Origin of the sequence: Bacillus cereus group sp. BfR-BA-01524, from assembly GCF_022662595.1 — a bacterium.
Taxonomy (GTDB): domain Bacteria; phylum Bacillota; class Bacilli; order Bacillales; family Bacillaceae_G; genus Bacillus_A; species Bacillus_A thuringiensis_S.
The window spans coordinates 81,590-99,839 of sequence record NZ_JAKUDW010000009.1; the positions used below are offsets into that span (position 1 = coordinate 81,590).

Below are 18,250 nucleotides of genomic sequence, written 5' to 3' on the forward strand. Positions count from 1 at the left end.
GATAGATTATATGAATAAAACAGTATTGCTTGTTGAAGATGAAAGAAGATTACGTGAAATTGTTAGTGATTATTTTCGTAATGAAGGCTTTGAAGTAATCGAAGCAGAAGATGGAAAAAAAGCGTTAGAGTTATTTGCAGAGCATGAAATTGATTTAATTATGTTAGATATTATGTTACCGGAAATAGATGGATGGTCTGTTTGTAGACGAATTAGAAAAGAATCAGCAGTACCAATTATTATGTTGACAGCACGTTCGGATGAGGATGATACATTGTTAGGTTTCGAATTAGGTGCAGACGAGTATGTAACGAAACCATTTAGCCCGAAAGTGTTAGTAGCTCGCGCGAAGACGTTATTGAAACGTGCGGATGGTGCGGTAGGAGTAGCGGAAGAAAATGCTATGTCTTTAGCTGGAATAGAAGTGAATCGTCTATCTAGAACTGTTTTAGTAGATGGAGAAGAAATTATATTGACACATAAAGAATTTGAACTTCTCGTTTATTTAATGGAGAACAAAGGAATCGTGTTATCACGTCAACATTTATTAGACCAGTTATGGGGATATGACTATTACGGTGATGACCGAACGGTTGATACCCATATTAAAAAACTTCGAAATAAGCTAGGAGATAAAGCGACGCATATCGGTACTGTTATTCGAGTTGGTTATAAATTTGAAGAATAATCTAGAACGATTTGTGTAATTTAGCCTAGGAAAATGGCGATTTGATACTCTCTTTTGAAGGTAGAATGTACAAAAAATACTTTTCTTGTCTACAATGTTAGATAGGAGTATTTTTTTAATTGGATTTCACGATGAGTTCACAAGAAGGACACAAAACGTGACTATACTGAAAATACGAATTCACCAGAGAGGGGAAATAAAACATGGGATATTACGACGGACCAAATTTAAATGAAGAGCATAGTGAAACGAGAGAAGTGAGAAAATCAGGTAGTAAAAAAGGCTATTTCTTCACAGGTTTAGTGGGGGCTGTAGTCGGAGCGGTTTCGATTAGTTTTGCAGCACCATATATGCCATGGGCTCAAAATAATGGAGCGCCAGTATCATCATTTAGTTCGGATTCAAAAGTAGAAGGTACTGTAGTTCCAGTTGTAAATAAAGCGAAAAATGAAACTGATTTACCTGGTATGATTGAAGGGGCGAAAGATGTTGTTGTAGGTGTTATTAATATGCAACAAAGTGTTGATCCATTTGCGATGCAACCGACAGGTCAAGAACAACAAGCTGGTTCAGGATCAGGTGTTATTTATAAAAAAGCAGGAAATAAAGCATATATTGTAACAAACAACCACGTAGTAGATGGAGCAAATAAACTTGCTGTAAAACTAAGTGATGGTAAAAAGGTAGATGCAAAGTTAGTAGGGAAAGATCCTTGGTTAGATTTAGCTGTTGTTGAAATTGACGGATCTAATGTGAATAAAGTTGCAACTTTAGGTGACTCAAGTAAAATCCGCGCGGGTGAAAAAGCAATTGCAATTGGTAACCCACTTGGATTTGACGGAAGTGTAACGGAAGGTATAATCAGTAGTAAAGAACGCGAAATCCCAGTTGATATTGATGGCGATAAACGCCCAGATTGGCAAGCACAAGTTATTCAAACTGATGCAGCGATTAACCCTGGTAATAGTGGTGGTGCATTATTTAACCAAAACGGTGAAATAATTGGGATTAATTCAAGTAAAATTGCACAACAAGAAGTTGAAGGAATTGGATTTGCTATTCCAATTAATATCGCAAAGCCAGTTATTGAATCACTTGAAAAAGACGGAGTAGTAAAACGTCCAGCTCTTGGAGTAGGTGTCGTTTCGTTAGAAGATGTGCAAGCTTATGCAGTCAATCAATTGAAAGTACCGAAAGAAGTAACTAATGGTGTTGTATTAGGTAAAATTTATCCAATATCACCGGCAGAAAAAGCTGGTTTAGAGCAATATGATATTGTAGTAGCATTAGATGATCAAAAAGTAGAAAACTCACTTCAATTCCGTAAATATTTATATGAGAAGAAAAAAGTAGGCGAGAAAGTAGAAGTTACTTTCTATCGTAACGGTCAAAAAATGACGAAAACAGCTACTTTAGCAGATAATTCAGCTACAAAGAATCAATAATCGAAATAAAAGAAAGTCTCTTTCATATTGAAAGAGACTTTCTTTATCGGCTATACTAAAGGAATAGGAGGGATTAATTATGACAATTGAAAACCCAACTCGTACGGAAATTGGTGAAGTATTAAAGAAAAGCAAAACAATTGCGGTTGTTGGATTATCAGATAAGCCAGAACGTACATCGTATATGGTTTCAAAAGCAATGCAAGATGCTGGATACCGCATTATTCCAGTTAATCCAACAGTAGATGAGGTGCTTGGAGAAAAGGCAGTTTCTTCACTAAAGGATATTAAGGAACACGTTGACATTGTAAATGTATTTCGTCGCTCAGAGTTTTTAATGGATGTTGCAAAAGAATTTGTAGAGATTGATGCAGATGTTTTTTGGGCACAATTAGGAGTACAAGATGAAGATACATATAAACTTTTAAAAGAAAAAGACTATACTGTAATAATGGATCGTTGTATTAAAGTAGAACATGCGATGACAAAATAGTATAGATTTAAAGGTAGAAAGATTGATTCAGCCCTACTTATCTATAATGAGGGCCGATGAACGAGGTGTTCATCATGAGATTTTTTAAAGGCTGTTTTTGGGGATTGTTATTTGTAATCCCATTTTGGATCTTGATCATTTGGATCATAATAAAGGTTTGGAATGTGTAATCTTGGAATACATATCCATTTCTCGTTGACAAACGATTATTTTTCTGAAATAGTAGCCTAGAGGAATCCTTGTGAGAAAACAAGGATTTTTCTATTGAAGATGGTATATAAAAGAGATAAGATAACTTGCCAAAACTATAGTCGAGGCGTTATTCTATAATAGAAACATATGTTCTGATTTTGGATTAGGAAAGGGGCAAGGAGTTTGGCGAAGCATCAGTTCCAATATAATGAAGATGCGATTCAAGTGTTAGAAGGACTTGAAGCCGTTCGAAAACGCCCGGGTATGTATATCGGGAGTACGGATAGCCGTGGATTGCATCATTTAGTATATGAAATAGTAGATAACTCCGTTGACGAAGCGTTAGCGGGATTTGGCGACGAAATTTCAGTCGTAATACATAAAGATAATAGTATTAGCGTTATAGATAAAGGGCGAGGAATGCCTACGGGAATGCATAAACTTGGGAAACCTACACCTGAAGTTATTTTAACTGTACTTCATGCAGGTGGTAAGTTTGGTCAAGGTGGCTATAAAACGAGTGGTGGTTTACACGGTGTTGGGGCATCAGTTGTAAACGCCTTGTCAGAATGGTTAGTAGTAACAATTAAACGTGATGGTAACATTTATGAACAACGCTTTGAAAATGGTGGCGTTCCTGCAACGACGTTAGAGAAAATTGGGAAAACAAAAGAGTCTGGTACGACAATGCACTTCAAACCAGATACAACGATTTTCAGCACGACAAATTATAATTATGAAACATTATGTGAGAGATTACGTGAATCTGCATTCTTATTAAAAGGAATGAAAATCTCGATAAAAGACGAACGTAATGATTTAGAGGATGTATTTCATTATGAAACAGGAATTGAAGCTTTCGTTTCATATTTAAACGAAGAAAAAGATTCAATTCACCCGGTTGTATACTTCACTGGTGAACAAAACGGGATTGAAGCAGAACTAGCATTCCAGTTTAATGATGGTTACTCAGAAAATATTCTTTCGTTTGTAAATAACGTACGTACAAAAGATGGTGGAACACACGAAGCTGGATTTAAAACAGCAATGACGCGTGTGTTCAATGAGTATGCTCGTAAAGTTTCATTATTAAAAGAAAAAGATAAAAATTTAGAAGGTACAGATATTCGTGAAGGTGTAGCGGCTATCGTTTCTGTACGTGTACCAGAAGAAGTACTTCAGTTTGAAGGACAAACGAAAGGGAAACTTGGTACAAGTGAAGCTCGTTCTTCTATTGATGCCATTGTATCAGAGCATTTAGCTTACTTTTTAGAGGAAAACCCGGATGTAGCTACACTTCTTGTGAGAAAGGCAGTTAAAGCAGCGCAAGCACGTGAGGCTGCTCGTAAAGCGAGAGAAGAAGCACGTAGTGGTAAGAAGAAGAAAAAATCAGAAGGTACGTTAAGCGGGAAGTTAACACCTGCACAATCACGTAATCCTCAGAAAAACGAATTGTATTTAGTAGAGGGTGACTCTGCCGGTGGTTCAGCGAAACAAGGACGAGACCGTCGTTTCCAGGCCGTATTACCGTTACGTGGTAAAGTAATTAATACAGAGAAAGCAAAGCTTGCTGATATCTTTAAAAATGAAGAGATTAATACAATTATTTATGCAATTGGCGGCGGTGTAGGAAATGAATTCGCTGTTGAAGATATCAACTACGATAAAGTTGTAATTATGACCGATGCCGATACGGATGGAGCTCATATTCAAGTATTGTTATTAACGTTCTTCTACAGATATATGAAGCCACTTATCGAAGCCGGTAAAGTGTTTATCGCACTTCCTCCTTTATACAAAGTAAGTAAAGGAAAAGGTAAGAGTGAGGTAATTGAATACGCTTGGTCAGATGAGGAATTAGACGGTGTAACGAAAAAAGTGGGCAAAGGCTATATGTTACAACGTTATAAAGGACTTGGTGAAATGAATGCAGATCAATTATGGGAAACAACAATGAATCCTGAAACGCGTACATTAATTCGCGTGAAAATTGATGATGCAGCAAGAGCAGAGCGTCGCGTTACAACATTAATGGGCGATAAAGTAGAACCACGCCGTAAATGGATTGAACGTAATGTACAGTTTGGTATGCAAGAAGAAGGAAATATTTTAGAAAATGAAATGATTATGGAGACGGAGGTGGAATAACATGCAAGCAGAGAAGTTTCATGACCTCCCGCTTGAAGACGTGTTAGGTGACCGCTTTGCACGTTATAGTAAATATATTATTCAAGATCGTGCACTTCCAGATGCACGTGATGGCTTAAAGCCAGTACAAAGACGTATTTTATATTCTATGTATGTAGAAGGTAATGTACATGATAAAGCGTTTCGTAAATCAGCTAAAACAGTAGGTAATGTTATTGGTAATTATCATCCACATGGAGATTCCTCTGTATATGAAGCAATGGTACGCTTAAGCCAAACTTGGAAAGTACGTAATGTTTTAGTTGAAATGCATGGTAATAACGGTAGTGTTGATGGGGATCCAGCGGCAGCAATGCGTTATACGGAAGCTCGTTTATCACCAATCGCATCTGAATTATTACGTGATCTTGATAAAGAAACAGTTGAATTCGTGTCAAACTTTGATGATACGAGTGAAGAACCAGTTGTATTACCAGCAGCGTTCCCGAATTTATTAGTGAACGGATCTACAGGGATTTCCGCTGGTTATGCAACAGAAATTCCTCCGCATCATCTTGGAGAAGTTATTGACGCTACAATGATGCGTATTGATAAGCCAAATAGTACTGTTGATGATTTATTAACAGTTATGAAAGGACCAGATTTCCCAACAGGTGGTATTATTCAAGGGATTGATGGTATTAAAAAGGCGTATGAAACAGGTAAAGGTAAAATTATTATTCGCGGAAAAGCAGAAGTTGAAACAGTACGCGGTGGGAAACAACAAATTGTAATCACTGAAATTCCTTACGAAGTGAATAAGGCGAACCTTGTAAAGAAAATGGATGAATTACGTCTAGATAAAAAGTTAGATGGTATTGCTGAAGTACGTGATGAGACAGATCGTACTGGTTTACGAATTGTTGTTGAATTAAAGAAAGAAGCAAACGCCGAAGGTATTTTAAATTATTTATATAAAAATACAGATTTGCAAATTCCATATAACTTTAATATGGTAGCGATCAATAATCGTCGTCCTACACTTATGACATTACCGAAAATTTTGGATGCTTATATTGGACATCAAAAAGAGGTTATTACGAGACGTTCACAGTATGAATTAAGAAAAGCAGAAAATCGTCAACATATTGTAGAAGGTTTAAAGAAAGCATTATCGATTTTAGACCAAGTAATCGAGACAATTCGAGCTTCAAAAGATAAACGTAATGCGAAAGATAATTTAAGTGCAAAATTTGGCTTTACAGAAGCACAAGCGGAAGCAATTGTATCCTTGCAATTATATCGCTTAACGAATACAGACATTACGGCGTTACAAGAAGAAGCAGATGAGCTTAATAAGAAAATTCTAGAGCTACAGTCAATTTTACAAAGTGAAAAAAGATTACTTCAAGTCATTAAAACTGATTTGAAGAGAGTTAAGAAAACATATAGTGATGATCGCCGTGCTATTATTGAAGAGCAAATTGAAGAAATTAAAATAGACGTAGAAGTGATGATTCCACAAGAAGATGTCATCGTTACTGTAACGAAAGAAGGATATGTGAAACGTACTGGATGGCGCTCGCATAATGCCTCAAACGGCAAAGACTTCGGTATGAAAGAGGGTGACATCTTACTTGAACGATTCGATACGAATACGACTGAAACAGTTCTTTTATTCACAAGTAAAGGAAACTATATATATCTTCCAGTATACGAAATGCCAGATATTCGTTGGAAAGATTTAGGTCAGCACGTTGCAAATATCGTTTCACTCGACCGAGATGAAACAATCATTTGGGCAACGGTTGTACCGAACTTTGAGGAAGAAAAACGATTTATCGTATTTGTAACGCGAAATGGTATGATAAAGAAAACAGAATTAAATCAATATAAAGTTCAGCGTTATTCAAGGGCATTCGTTGCTGTAAACTTGAAAAAAGGTGATGAAGTTGTCGATATATTTGCGACAGATGGAACGAGTGATATCGTTCTTGCTACACATGGTGCATATGCACTTATTTTCCATGAAGATGAAGTAAGTCCAGTCGGTGTAAGAGCTGCTGGTGTGAAAGCAATTAATTTAAAAGAAGATGACTATGTCGCTTCTGGTAAACCATTAAATGGTGACAAAGATCAACTTATTCTCGTAACGCAGCGCGGTGCTGTAAAGCGTCTAAAAGCATCAGAAATTGAGAAATCGACGAGGGCAAAGCGAGGTCTTGTTATTTTCAAAGAGTTAAAACGTAATCCGTACCGCATTGTCGGTATTGAAATTGTTCGGGACGATGAATTAGTTTACATGAAGACAGAGAAAAACATTGTAGAAGAAATTGATCCGAAAGCGTATCGAAATAAAGACCGGTATAGTAATGGTAGCCTAGTGCTAGATGTTAATGATACTGGTGAAGTAGTAGAAACGTGGACGAAAAAACGACCGGAGTAAAAAAGCATCTTGCTATGAATAGTAGCAAGATGCTTTTTTCTAGGCAATTTATTATGTAAATGATAATAATCTTGTTATAATAACTGAATGAAATCGTTCTCATAAAGTGGAACTTTAATCAATGGGGAGTTTCTTTATCCACATTGATTATTAGTTGAACCAATCGGGTTTTAACAAGCAGTTGATTCCTCACCTAATTTCTTAGCTTTTGCTGAATTTTGAGTTAGGAATTTTACTGCCCGTTAAAGCGGGACAAATGGAGGGACAACATGAAAAAAATAGGTGTAGGGATTGTAGGATTTGGTTTTTCTAGTACGACATTTCATATCCCACTATTACAAACGATAGAAGAATATGATATTCGTGCTGTATTATCCTCAAAAGAAGAGGTAGTAAAAGAAACATTACCAAACGCTAATGTTGTGAGTACAATTGATGAATTGGTGAAGCGAGCTGATGTTGACTTAGTTGTTATTACATCACCTAATACAACTCATTTTCCATATGTAAAAGAAGCAATTTTAAACGGTAAGCATGTTGTTGTAGAAAAACCATTTGTTGTTTCAATTGAAGAAGGAGAAGAGCTTATTTCATTAGCAGAGCAGCATAATGTAATGTTAAGCGTATATCATAATCGTCGTTTTGATAATGATTTCTTAACAATTAAGAAATTGTTAGAAGAAAACAGAGTAGGGAATGTATACGCATATGAATCGAATTTTGATCGTTTCCGTCCACATGTGCGTGATCGATGGAGAGAAAAAAATCTACCAGGTTCCGGTATATTATACGATTTAGGATCGCATTTAATTGACCAAGCGTTATCAATATTCGGGAAACCAGATGCGATAAGTGCAGATGTAATAAAACAACGACCAGGTGCAGAGGTGGATGATTATTTCCACATAGTACTTCATTACGGAGTTAAACGTGTCATTTTACGTAGTAGTAGTTATGTGAAAAAAGCTGGACCGCATTTTATAGTGCATGGAGAGAAAGGTTCTATCGTGAAGTGCGGTATGGATTCGCAGGAAGAGCAATTAAAAAATGGAATGAAGCCAGGTGATAACGGTTATGGAGTAGACGATGAAGAGAATTTTGCTACTTTAGAAACAGAAGAAAGCTTAGAGCGTATTCCAACAGAAGTCGGTTGTTATGACAATTATTATAAAGGTGTACGAGATAGTATATTAAATGGTGAGAAACTGCCTGTAACAGCACAAGAAGGTTTAGATGTTATTAAACTGATTCAATTAGCGATTGAAAGTAGTGAAAAGGGTAGAGTCATTTCTATAAAATAAAAAAGACACGAAATTCGTGTCTTTTTTATTTTTGTGGAACAGAAAGACCATAGAAGAACATCGTAACGATATCTTGTATATGTTTTTCACGATCTCCTTCAAGAAGTTGTGCTCCAAATTCATCACCTAATTTTGTAAACATTTGAATGTAAAGTAACATCATTTCTTTAGTAAGGTGTGGATTAATTTCATTTTTGCGCTGAGCTCGTTCTAATATTTCTAAATACCAGGGCAGGATTTTTTCATTTTGATAACTATAAATAAACTTACGGAGTTCTTCGTCCCTTTGCATCATTTGTAATAACATATCAGGTTGAAATAACCCGCCAGTATTCATTTTTCTTACAATCATTTTTTGCATCATATCATGAAAAGGTAATTTTTCTTCTGCAAGCTCTTTATAATATTGAAATTCAGATATGATAAATTCTTGTATAAGCTCCCTAAATAAAGCATCTTTACTTCCGAAATGATTATAAATTGTAACTTGAGAAACGTTTGCTTCTTTTGCGATATGTTCTATTTTCACTTCATTAAATCCACGTTCTGAAAATAATACGAATGCTGCTTCTTTAATGGCACGCTTTTTCTTTTCTTTTACTCTTTCAAAGCCGTTCAATGCAATCACCTCACTTAAAATATACAAGAAAAAATAATGGAAAACAATAATTTTGAAATATGGACTAATAAATATTTCAAAAAGTTGTTGCGAATATGAAAGATGAGGAGTACAATAATTTTGAAATATCACATATTAAATATTTCAAAAAATGAGGTGGAATTATGATTTCAGTTCAAGATGTCACAAAACAGTTTTCGAATGGAAAAGGTTTGTTTCATATTACATTTGATGTAAAAAAGGGAGAAGTATTTGGTTATTTAGGACCGAATGGTGCCGGGAAATCAACGACGATTCGTAATTTAATGGGATTTATAAAACCGACAGCTGGTAAAGCGACAATTTTTGGATTAGATTGTTGGAATGAAGCAGCGAAAATTCAAAGAGAAGTTGGTTATTTACCGGGTGAAATTTCTTTTATTGAAGGAATGAACGGATTAGAGTTTTTAAAATTAATGCAAGGAATGCGTGGATTAAAGGATACGAAAAGACGAGATGAACTGATAGAGCGTCTGCAATTTGATGTGAAAACACCGATTCGCAAAATGTCTAAAGGAATGAAGCAAAAAGTAGGGATAGTCGCTGCATTTATGCACGATCCAGAGGTGTTAATTTTAGATGAACCAACATCTGGACTTGATCCACTTATGCAGCAAGTGTTTATAGATTTAATATTAGAGGAAAAGCAAAGAGGAAAAACAATCCTGATGTCATCACATATTTTTACTGAAATTGAGAGAACTTGTGACAGAGTAGCTATTATTAAAGATGGTCGACTCGTAACGGTTGAAAATATTCACGATTTACAAAGTATGAGAAGACAGGTGATAGATGTAACAGTATCATCACAAGAAGAGATTGAGTCCCTTACAAAGTGTAATTTGCAATTTGAAGCGGTAAAAGGCAGAGAGGCATCTATCATTGTACAAGGAAACTATCAAACTGTTTTACAAACACTTTCAAACTATAATGTAACGGCACTTCAAACGAGAGCGATGGATTTAGAACATTTATTTATGCATTATTACGATAAGAAAGAAGGGATAACGCATGAATAAGCAATTGTTTTTAGCTAGTTTGAAAGAAACACAAAAAAGTATTTTGAGTTATGCGTCTGGTGCGGCTTTATATTTGTGGTTATTAATTTGGATATTCCCGTCAATGGTATCAGCGAAAGGGCTAAATGAATTAATAGCTGCCATGCCTGATAGTGTGAAAAAAATCGTTGGTATGGAAAGTCCGATTCAAAACGTAATGGATTTTTTAGCTGGTGAATACTATAGTCTATTGTTTATTATCATTTTAACAATTTTTTGCGTAACAGTTGCGACACATTTAATTGCTCGTCATGTAGATAAAGGAGCAATGGCATACTTGCTAGCAACACCTGTATCTAGAGTGCAAATTGCTATTACACAAGCTACTGTTCTCATATTAGGACTTCTGATTATTGTATCTGTTACGTATGTAGCTGGGTTAGTAGGTGCAGAATGGTTTTTACAAGATAATAACTTAAATAAAGAATTATTTTTGAAGATAAATGTAGTCGGAGGGCTCATATTTTTAGTCGTTAGTGCGTATTCATTTTTCTTTTCTTGTATATGTAATGACGAAAGAAAAGCACTAAGTTATTCAGCGAGTTTAACTATCTTATTTTTCGTATTGGATATGGTAGGTAAATTAAGTGATAAGTTAGAGTGGATGAGAAGTCTATCATTATTCACGCTGTTTCGCCCGAAAGAAATCGCTGAAGGAACGTATAATATATGGCCGGTAAGTATAGGGTTAACTGCTGGAGCGCTTTGTATTTTCTTAGTAGCGATTGTAGTATTTAGGAAGAGGGATTTACCGTTATAAAGTAGAAAGTCCACTAGAAAGTGGGCTTTTTTTATTTGTAAATTTAAACTAGTATGTTTATCACATAACACTTATAAAGGATATTTATCTTTTTAATTAAAAAAATATTCAAAAAAATGAACCTTTTTCTAGGTTCATACGTCTAATACATGTAAAGTTAAATTGGAAGTGATGAAGTGAGGATGAAACAGGAGGAGCAATTGTGAAAGTAATCCCTTTATATAAAATGATTATAAAAGAAGAAACGGATGTTTCTTTAGCGAAAAAAGGTGATCATGAAGCCTTTATAGCGCTTATACATACAGAAAAAGTGAAGATGTATCGAATAGCAAAGGCGATGTTACGTGATGAGACAAATATAGAGGATGCGATACAGACAACAATTTTAAAGGCCTATGAAAATATAAAAAAATTAAAAAAAGAAGAATTTTTTCAAACTTGGTTAATTCGAATACTAATAAATGAGTGTAACAATATTATTAGAGCGTATAAAAATGTAATTGTGACAGAAGAGAATGATTACAATATGAGTGCGTGTGATCAGTATGAAGATATAGATTTGTGTAATGCGATTCAATCGTTACATGAAGAATTAAGAGCTGTTACGGTGCTTTATTATTATGAAGATATGAATCAAGAGAGTATAGCAAAGCTTTTAGAAGTACCAAAAGGAACAGTGAAATCCAGATTGTCACGCGCAAGGGAACAACTACAAAAACGATTAAAGATGGAATAGGGGGTGTAAAGGGTGGATAATGAAAAATTATTTGATGAGAAATTAAAAAAGAGAATAAAAGATGAAAATGTTATAGTACCTCCAGAGTTAAATGAAAAGATTAATGGCACACTACATAATCTTCAGGTAAAAAAGAAGAGTTGCAAAATTCATATGATGATAATTAGTGCAGCGGTTTGTATACTTTCAGTGGTATCTATGTCTGAGTTTTCTATCCAAAGTTTTGCGCAAAACGGTGGAGTATTTGAATATGTAAAGAAAAAAGCGTTTTCTGATTATGAAAATGAAGAAGAAATAAAATCGAATGTACATTATCCAGATAAAGAAAAGATTCATCAAAAGATGCTAGATTCTATTGATTATTTTAAAAATATTTCAGGACAATTTGAGGAATATTCTAGCTCATCAAGAGTTGCTACAACATATAAGTATGCGATTGATACGGAAAAACAAAGAGGTATCTCTTCGAAAGAAGATAAACTAGCGAAAAAACGAACAATTATATATAACGAGGGCAAGAAAAAAGAGTTTGATGATGAGAAGCATACCTATAAAGAGACAAAATGGAACCCGAAAGAAAGAAACAATGAACTATTAAAATTAAATCCTACGGAAAGGTTATTGAAAAAATCAGGTGAAAAAAGGCGATATGATGATGAATATGTAGGACTAGCTAAGTATAGTATTCAATCAGAATTCGCAGATTTGTTAATTCGATATAAAGATTGGAATTATAAAGAAACGAAATATCTTGGATTAGATTGTTACAAAATTGAAGGAGTCATCAACATAGAGATGCCTGTTAGCACCTCTGAAAATTTAAGAGGGAAATTCGAAATGGTTGTGGAGAAAAATACAGGGATTATATTGAAATTTCTTAGTTTTCAAGAAGGCTTGATTCAATATTCACTTACGACTGAATGGATACAAATAGATAAAGGATTGAAAGAAAGTGTGTTTCAAAAGGATAGCGCTAAATATGAAAAAATGAAAAACATATTGGATGAATAGAAACAGGAGGAGAGTAAATGAGGAATCATTCATCTTTAAGAGAAGAGAAAAATAAGCAAAAATATAAAAAGAAAACGATAATAAGTTTACTACTAGCGGTATTACTATTTGGTGGAATTGGCTATGGAACCTATGTATATATGAAAACTTCTAGTCTCGTACAAAAATCTAATTTGAATTTAGCACGAGGTGAAAAATCCAATTTACGTGAGAAATCTGTAAAGCCAATTGCAAATCATGTTTCACTTTTAATTATGGGAATTGATGAAAATCAAGAACGACAAAAGGAGTATAATGGTGCATTTCATACAGATGCGTTATTGTTAGCCACCTTTAATAAAGATGATAAAACAGTGAAATTAACGAGCATACCGCGTGATACATATACATATGTTCCAGTTCAAAAGAAAAAGGATAAAATAACCCATGCATATGGAAGTGGTTTCGTTCAAAATGGTAAAGATGGAGGACCGCAAGCTTCAGTGGAAGCGGTAGAAAAATTGTTACAGGTGCCTGTTGATTATTTTGTGAAATTTAATTTTGGTTCCTTTACTAAAATTGTTGATGGGTTAGATGGTATTGAGGTAGATGTCCCAGTTGAATTTACGGAGCAAAATAGTAAAGATGAACCTGATGCGATCCATTTGAGAAAAGGATTACAAAAATTAAATGGGGAAGAAGCACTTGCACTAGCAAGAACGCGTCATATTGATAGTGATGCAATGAGAGGTCAGCGGCAACAACTTGTTATTGAATCGATTTTAAGTAAATTAAAAAGTGTAGGATCGATTACGAAGCTAGAAAAAATAGTTGAGGCGGTTAACGGCGATTTTAAAACAAACTTAGTAATGGATGATATTTTATCTTTTTATAAATACGGTTTAAACGGTTCAGTTGAAAAAATACAATTAGCTGGTGATGATTTATATTTACCTAATGGCCCAAACGGACAACGTGTATATTATTATAATCCTAATAAAAAAGATCTACAGAGTTTGAGTAATACTCTTAGAACACATCTAGGATTAAGCGAAAAGCAAATTGAGGAGAATTGAAGCAGGCGAAATGTCTGCTTTTTTATTTTTGTAGAAAAGAGGTTTGTTACGATATACATTATTTATTAACAATAATTTACAAGTGTTTTATAGTGAAAGGATATAAAGACTATTAAATCAATACATAGAATTCAATGAGATATAGTGTTTCGAAAGACTATGGAATTTTTATGAATATTACTGTAAAAAAATAATTTTTTAAAAATTTTCAATAATAACACTTTACAAAACTCAAAAAATTAGTAGAATAATAGTTAATAAGAATCTTCTGATAAATATATAAAGAAAAACAGAATTATCAGAAAATTCTTAAATGAGAGCGTTAAGAATTAGGGAGGGTACAGAAAGTGAAAAAGAAAAAAATAAAAAAACTAACAGCAGTTGTAGCACCAGTTTTAGCAATGAGTATGGCATTAACAGCATGTTCTACATCAGGTGGAGATAAGAAGACAAGCACAAATTCTAGCTCTGGCGGAGATAGAAAATCAGAAGAAAAATTAGCAGCGAAACAAGTACTAAATCGTACGGAAACAAATGAGATTCCGACAATGGATACTTCTAAAAATACTGATACATTAGGTTCTCAAATTTTAGGGAACACAATGGAAGGTTTATACCGATTAGATAAAGATAACAAACCAATCCCAGCTGCGGCAGAGTCAAGCACGAAGAGTGAGGATGGTAAAAAATATACATTCAAATTACGTAAAGATGCAAAATGGTCAAATGGTGATCCTGTAACAGCGAAAGATTTCGTATATGCTTGGCAACGTCTATTAGACCCAAAAACAGCTGCTGAGTATGCATTCATTGCATTCCCAATTAAAAATGCAGAAGCCGTTAATAAAGGGGAAAAACCTGTAACAGAACTAGGAGTAAAGGCAGTAGACGACCTTACTTTTGAAGTTGAATTAGAACAAGCAGTACCATACTTCTTAAACTTAGTAGCATTCCCATCGTACTATCCATTAAATGAGAAGTTCGTAAAAGAAAAAGGGGATAAATACGGTTTAGAGTCTGATACTACAGTATATAACGGACCGTTCGTTCTTACTGATTGGAAGCACGAGCAAGGCTGGAAACTGAAGAAAAACGATCAATATTGGGATAAAAAGACTGTAAAACTAGATGAAATTAACTATAGCGTAGTAAAAGAAGTAGCTACAAGAGTAAACTTATATGATACAAATGCAATTGATTTCGCGTTATTAACAGGTGAATTCGTTGATAAGTATAGAAACAATAAAGAAGAGTTTGGCTCATACTCACAAGTAAGTACTTACTTCTTACGTATGAACCAAAAACGTGGCGGACAAGATACACCGTTAAAGAGCCAAAAATTACGTGAAGCAATCGCATTATCAATCGATAAAAAGAATTTATCAAACGTTATTTTAAATGATGGATCTAAGCCTGCGGACTTCTTAGTACCGAAAGGATTAGCAACTGGACCAGACGGTAAAGACTTCCAAGAAACATTTAAAAATGGTATTAAACCAGATGCGAAAAAAGCAGCAGCTGCATGGAATGAAGCGAAAAAAGAGCTTGGGAAAGACCAAGTTACAATTGAGCTATTAAACTATGACACTGGTAATGCGAAAAAAGTTGGGGAATATGTAAAAGATCAAATTGAGAAAAACTTAAAAGGTGTAACTGTTAATATTAAACTTCAGCCATTCAAACAAAAGCTGAAATTAGAAACAGAGCAAGACTATGATATATCATTTGCTGGTTGGGGACCTGACTACGCTGACCCAATGACATTCTTAGATATGTTCCAGTCTAATCATTCTCATAACCAAATGAGCTTCGCTGATTCAAAATATGATGATATGATCAAAAAAGCTGGCGGAGAATTAATGGGTGACGCGAAGAAACGTTGGGAAGAGCTAGGAAAAGCTGAGAAATTACTTCTTGAGCAAGATGTAGCGCTTGTACCTTTATACCAACGTGGTGATGCATACGTTCAAAAACCAAATGCAAAAGGCATTGTTCACCATAACATCAGTCCAGAGTATAGCTTCAAGTGGGCATATATGACTGAAAAAGATGGAAAATAATTTTTAAACAGTAATGTTATCTTTAAGTGGATGCATACAAATTTCTTAGCTTATTTTGTAGTGAGAATCTCGTTGGCCACAATAGAAAGATAAATGATAGAGCATTCCAAAAGTAGACTATTTACTTTTGGAATGCTCTTTTTATTATGAGATTACATGCAAATAAAACGATAGATATAATGAAGAATTTGTATAGTGATAATTGTAAAAAGAATACTTGTTACTATCACAAAAAAATTTTTAGAATATTTTAAAAATAACTTTACAAAACTTGAAAAAATAGTAGAATATTAATTAATAAGAATTTTCTGATAACTAGTTATTAGAAAGTCTATCAAAGATGGTTTCGTACATATAATTGGGGAGGGTACAAAAATGAAGAAAAAGATGAAAAAGTTCACGGCGGTTGTAGCGCCAGTTTTAGCAATGAGTATGGCGTTGACAGCGTGTTCTGGATCTGGTGGGGAGAAGAAATCAACTACGACGTCTAGTGGTGGTGGGGAAGAGAAAAAAGCTGAAATTAAATACGCAGCGAAACAAGTATTAAATCGTACAGAAAATCAAGAAATTCCGACGATGGATGTTTCAAAATCTACTGATACATTAGGTTCTCAAATTTTAGGGAACACAATGGAAGGATTATATCGTCTTGATAAAGATAATAAGCCAATCCCGGCTGTGGCAGAATCTAGTACGAAAAGCGAGGATGGCAAAAAATATACATTTAAACTACGTAAAGATGCAAAATGGTCTAACGGTGATCCTGTAACAGCGAAAGATTTCGTATACGGATGGCAGCGCTTACTTGATAAAAATACAGCGGCAGAATATGCGTTTATCGCTTTCTATATTAAAAATGCAGAAGCAATTAATAAAGGTGAAAAACCTCTAACAGATTTAGGAGCAAAAGCGGTAGATGATTATACACTAGAAGTAGAATTAGAAAAGCCAGTACCGTATTTCTTGAATTTAATGGCATTCCCATCGTACTATCCTTTAAATGAAAAGTTCGTAAAAGAAAAAGGAGATAAGTTCGGTTTAGAAGCAGATACAACGTTGTATAATGGACCGTTCGTTATGGCGTCATGGAAACATGAACAAGGATGGCAGTTAAAGAAAAATGATCAGTATTGGGATAAAAAGACTGTGAAATTAGAAGAAATTAACTATAGTGTAGTAAAAGAAGTTGCGACGAAAGTAAACTTATATGATACAGGATCAATTGATTTTACACTATTATCAGGAGAATTCGTTGATAAATATAAATCGAACAAAGAGGAGTACGGTGAGTATTCAGAAGCAAGTACATTCTTCTTACGTTTAAATCAAAAGCGTAACGGACAAGATACACCGTTAAAGAGCAAAAAACTACGTGAAGCAATTGCGTTATCAATTGATAAAAAAGGCTTAGCGAACGTTATTTTAAATAACGGTTCAAAAGCAACAGATCAATTAGTACCAAAAGGGCTTGCGACAGGGCCTGACGGTAAAGATTACCAAGATACATTTAAAAATGGTCTAAAATATGATCCGAAAAAAGGTGCAGCAGCTTGGGAAGCGGCGAAAAAAGAACTTGGAAAAGATCAAGTGACAATTGAACTACTAAGCTATGATGATGGAACTGCGAAAAAAATTGCTGACTATTTTAAAGATCAAATTGAGAAAAACTTAAAAGGTGTAACGGTTAACACGAAAATTCAGCCGTTCAAACAAAAACTGAAATTAGAGTCAGCGCAAGATTATGAAGTTTCATTTGCAGGTTGGAGCCCGGATTATTCGGATCCAATGACGTTTATTGATATGTTTGAATCGAAGAGCCCGTATAACCAAATGAGTTATTCGAATCCAAAATACGATGAAATGGTAGCGAAAGCAGGTAATGAATTATTGTCTGATCCGAAGAAGCGTTGGGAAACGTTAGGAAAAGCAGAGAAATTGTTCCTTGAAGAAGATGCAGGATTAATTCCTTTATATCAAACAGGTAGAGCGTATGTAATGAAACCGAATGTTAAAGGAATTGTGAAACATAACATCAGTCCAGAATATAGCTTTAAGTGGGCTTATGTAACGGAAGGGAAATAATAAAAAAGAGCGTTTTAAAGGTATAAATGAAGTGACCCCTAAAAGTTAGACACGGTTATTTCATTAGGCAGCTTGATAAAAGTGAGTCCGGTATTGTACCGGGCTCATTTTTAATTTTGCCTTAATCCGTTTCGTATT

Annotated in this window: 14 protein-coding genes; 13 read left to right on the forward strand and 1 reads right to left on the reverse strand. The window is 34.6% G+C overall.

Annotated elements, in window-relative coordinates:
• Positions 1 to 10: 10 nt before the first annotated feature.
• From MR170_RS05015 to MR170_RS05040, 6 genes are all read left to right on the forward strand, one after another.
• Positions 11 to 688: a response regulator transcription factor gene (locus tag MR170_RS05015; RefSeq protein ID WP_029443029.1), complete on the forward strand. Its 678-nt coding sequence runs from the start codon at positions 11 to 13 to the stop codon at positions 686 to 688.
• A 203-nt stretch (positions 689 to 891) separates the two neighbouring features.
• Complete coding sequence (locus MR170_RS05020; RefSeq protein WP_016080677.1) at positions 892 to 2,133, forward strand: S1C family serine protease; 1,242 nt, start codon at positions 892 to 894, stop codon at positions 2,131 to 2,133.
• 79 nt (positions 2,134 to 2,212) lie between these two features.
• Positions 2,213 to 2,626 (forward strand): CoA-binding protein, encoded by a 414-nt coding sequence (locus tag MR170_RS05025; protein ID WP_000151390.1) that lies wholly within the window; start codon positions 2,213 to 2,215, stop codon positions 2,624 to 2,626.
• 375 nt (positions 2,627 to 3,001) lie between these two features.
• Positions 3,002 to 4,966 carry a DNA topoisomerase IV subunit B gene (gene parE / locus MR170_RS05030; protein ID WP_242307442.1) on the forward strand — a complete coding sequence of 655 codons (1,965 nt, stop codon included), beginning with the start codon at positions 3,002 to 3,004 and terminating at the stop codon, positions 4,964 to 4,966.
• 1 nt (position 4,967) lies between these two features.
• A complete protein-coding gene (gene parC, locus MR170_RS05035) occupies positions 4,968 to 7,391 on the forward strand; it encodes a DNA topoisomerase IV subunit A (protein ID WP_016080679.1) in 2,424 nt (807 codons plus the stop codon).
• A 269-nt stretch (positions 7,392 to 7,660) separates the two neighbouring features.
• On the forward strand, positions 7,661 to 8,692 hold the full coding sequence (locus tag MR170_RS05040) for an oxidoreductase (RefSeq protein ID WP_016080680.1): 1,032 nt from the start codon (positions 7,661 to 7,663) through the stop codon (positions 8,690 to 8,692).
• 25 nt (positions 8,693 to 8,717) lie between these two features.
• Here the strand turns inward: MR170_RS05040 and MR170_RS05045 are convergent, their stop codons facing one another.
• Positions 8,718 to 9,320 carry a TetR/AcrR family transcriptional regulator gene (locus tag MR170_RS05045; protein ID WP_116777626.1) on the reverse strand — a complete coding sequence of 201 codons (603 nt, stop codon included), beginning with the start codon at positions 9,318 to 9,320 and terminating at the stop codon, positions 8,718 to 8,720.
• Between the two features lie 155 nt (positions 9,321 to 9,475).
• On the opposite strand from MR170_RS05045, the gene MR170_RS05050 reads away from it, so the two are divergent.
• The 7 genes from MR170_RS05050 to MR170_RS05080 all read left to right on the forward strand — a co-directional run bounded on the left by MR170_RS05050 (position 9,476) and on the right by MR170_RS05080 (position 18,112).
• Entirely contained in the window at positions 9,476 to 10,369 is an 894-nt protein-coding gene (locus MR170_RS05050) for an ABC transporter ATP-binding protein (RefSeq protein WP_029443026.1), read from the forward strand.
• Positions 10,362 to 11,168 carry an ABC transporter permease subunit gene (locus MR170_RS05055; RefSeq protein WP_016080684.1) on the forward strand — a complete coding sequence of 269 codons (807 nt, stop codon included), beginning with the start codon at positions 10,362 to 10,364 and terminating at the stop codon, positions 11,166 to 11,168. Before MR170_RS05050 ends, MR170_RS05055 begins: the two co-directional genes overlap by 8 nt.
• Positions 11,169 to 11,370: 202 nt before the next feature.
• Positions 11,371 to 11,904 carry an RNA polymerase sigma factor gene (locus tag MR170_RS05060; protein ID WP_043936421.1) on the forward strand — a complete coding sequence of 178 codons (534 nt, stop codon included), beginning with the start codon at positions 11,371 to 11,373 and terminating at the stop codon, positions 11,902 to 11,904.
• 12 nt (positions 11,905 to 11,916) lie between these two features.
• Positions 11,917 to 12,915, forward strand: coding sequence for an anti-sigma factor (locus tag MR170_RS05065; RefSeq protein ID WP_242307444.1), 999 nt, complete (start codon positions 11,917 to 11,919; stop codon positions 12,913 to 12,915).
• A gap of 17 nt (positions 12,916 to 12,932) precedes the next feature.
• Positions 12,933 to 13,970, forward strand: coding sequence for an LCP family protein (locus tag MR170_RS05070; RefSeq protein ID WP_242307446.1), 1,038 nt, complete (start codon positions 12,933 to 12,935; stop codon positions 13,968 to 13,970).
• A gap of 347 nt (positions 13,971 to 14,317) precedes the next feature.
• Positions 14,318 to 16,030: a peptide ABC transporter substrate-binding protein gene (locus MR170_RS05075; RefSeq protein ID WP_242307448.1), complete on the forward strand. Its 1,713-nt coding sequence runs from the start codon at positions 14,318 to 14,320 to the stop codon at positions 16,028 to 16,030.
• Between the two features lie 375 nt (positions 16,031 to 16,405).
• The gene (locus MR170_RS05080; RefSeq protein WP_000728442.1) at positions 16,406 to 18,112 is read left to right on the forward strand and encodes a peptide ABC transporter substrate-binding protein; all 1,707 of its coding nucleotides are present in this window, start codon (positions 16,406 to 16,408) and stop codon (positions 18,110 to 18,112) included.
• The last annotated feature ends 138 nt before the right edge of the window (positions 18,113 to 18,250 follow it).

Bases quoted from the DNA above. Each gene is read 5' to 3' on its own strand.
- MR170_RS05070 (WP_242307446.1), top strand. From the start codon at position 12,933: ATGAGGAATCATTCATCTTTAAGAGAAGAGAAAAATAAGCAAAAATAT.
- parC (WP_016080679.1), top strand. From the start codon at position 4,968: ATGCAAGCAGAGAAGTTTCATGACCTCCCGCTTGAAGACGTGTTAGGT.
- MR170_RS05015 (WP_029443029.1), top strand. From the start codon at position 11: ATGAATAAAACAGTATTGCTTGTTGAAGATGAAAGAAGATTACGTGAA.
- MR170_RS05055 (WP_016080684.1), top strand. From the start codon at position 10,362: ATGAATAAGCAATTGTTTTTAGCTAGTTTGAAAGAAACACAAAAAAGT.
- MR170_RS05050 (WP_029443026.1), top strand. From the start codon at position 9,476: ATGATTTCAGTTCAAGATGTCACAAAACAGTTTTCGAATGGAAAAGGT.
- MR170_RS05080 (WP_000728442.1), top strand. From the start codon at position 16,406: ATGAAGAAAAAGATGAAAAAGTTCACGGCGGTTGTAGCGCCAGTTTTA.
- MR170_RS05025 (WP_000151390.1), top strand. From the start codon at position 2,213: ATGACAATTGAAAACCCAACTCGTACGGAAATTGGTGAAGTATTAAAG.
- MR170_RS05040 (WP_016080680.1), top strand. From the start codon at position 7,661: ATGAAAAAAATAGGTGTAGGGATTGTAGGATTTGGTTTTTCTAGTACG.
- MR170_RS05020 (WP_016080677.1), top strand. From the start codon at position 892: ATGGGATATTACGACGGACCAAATTTAAATGAAGAGCATAGTGAAACG.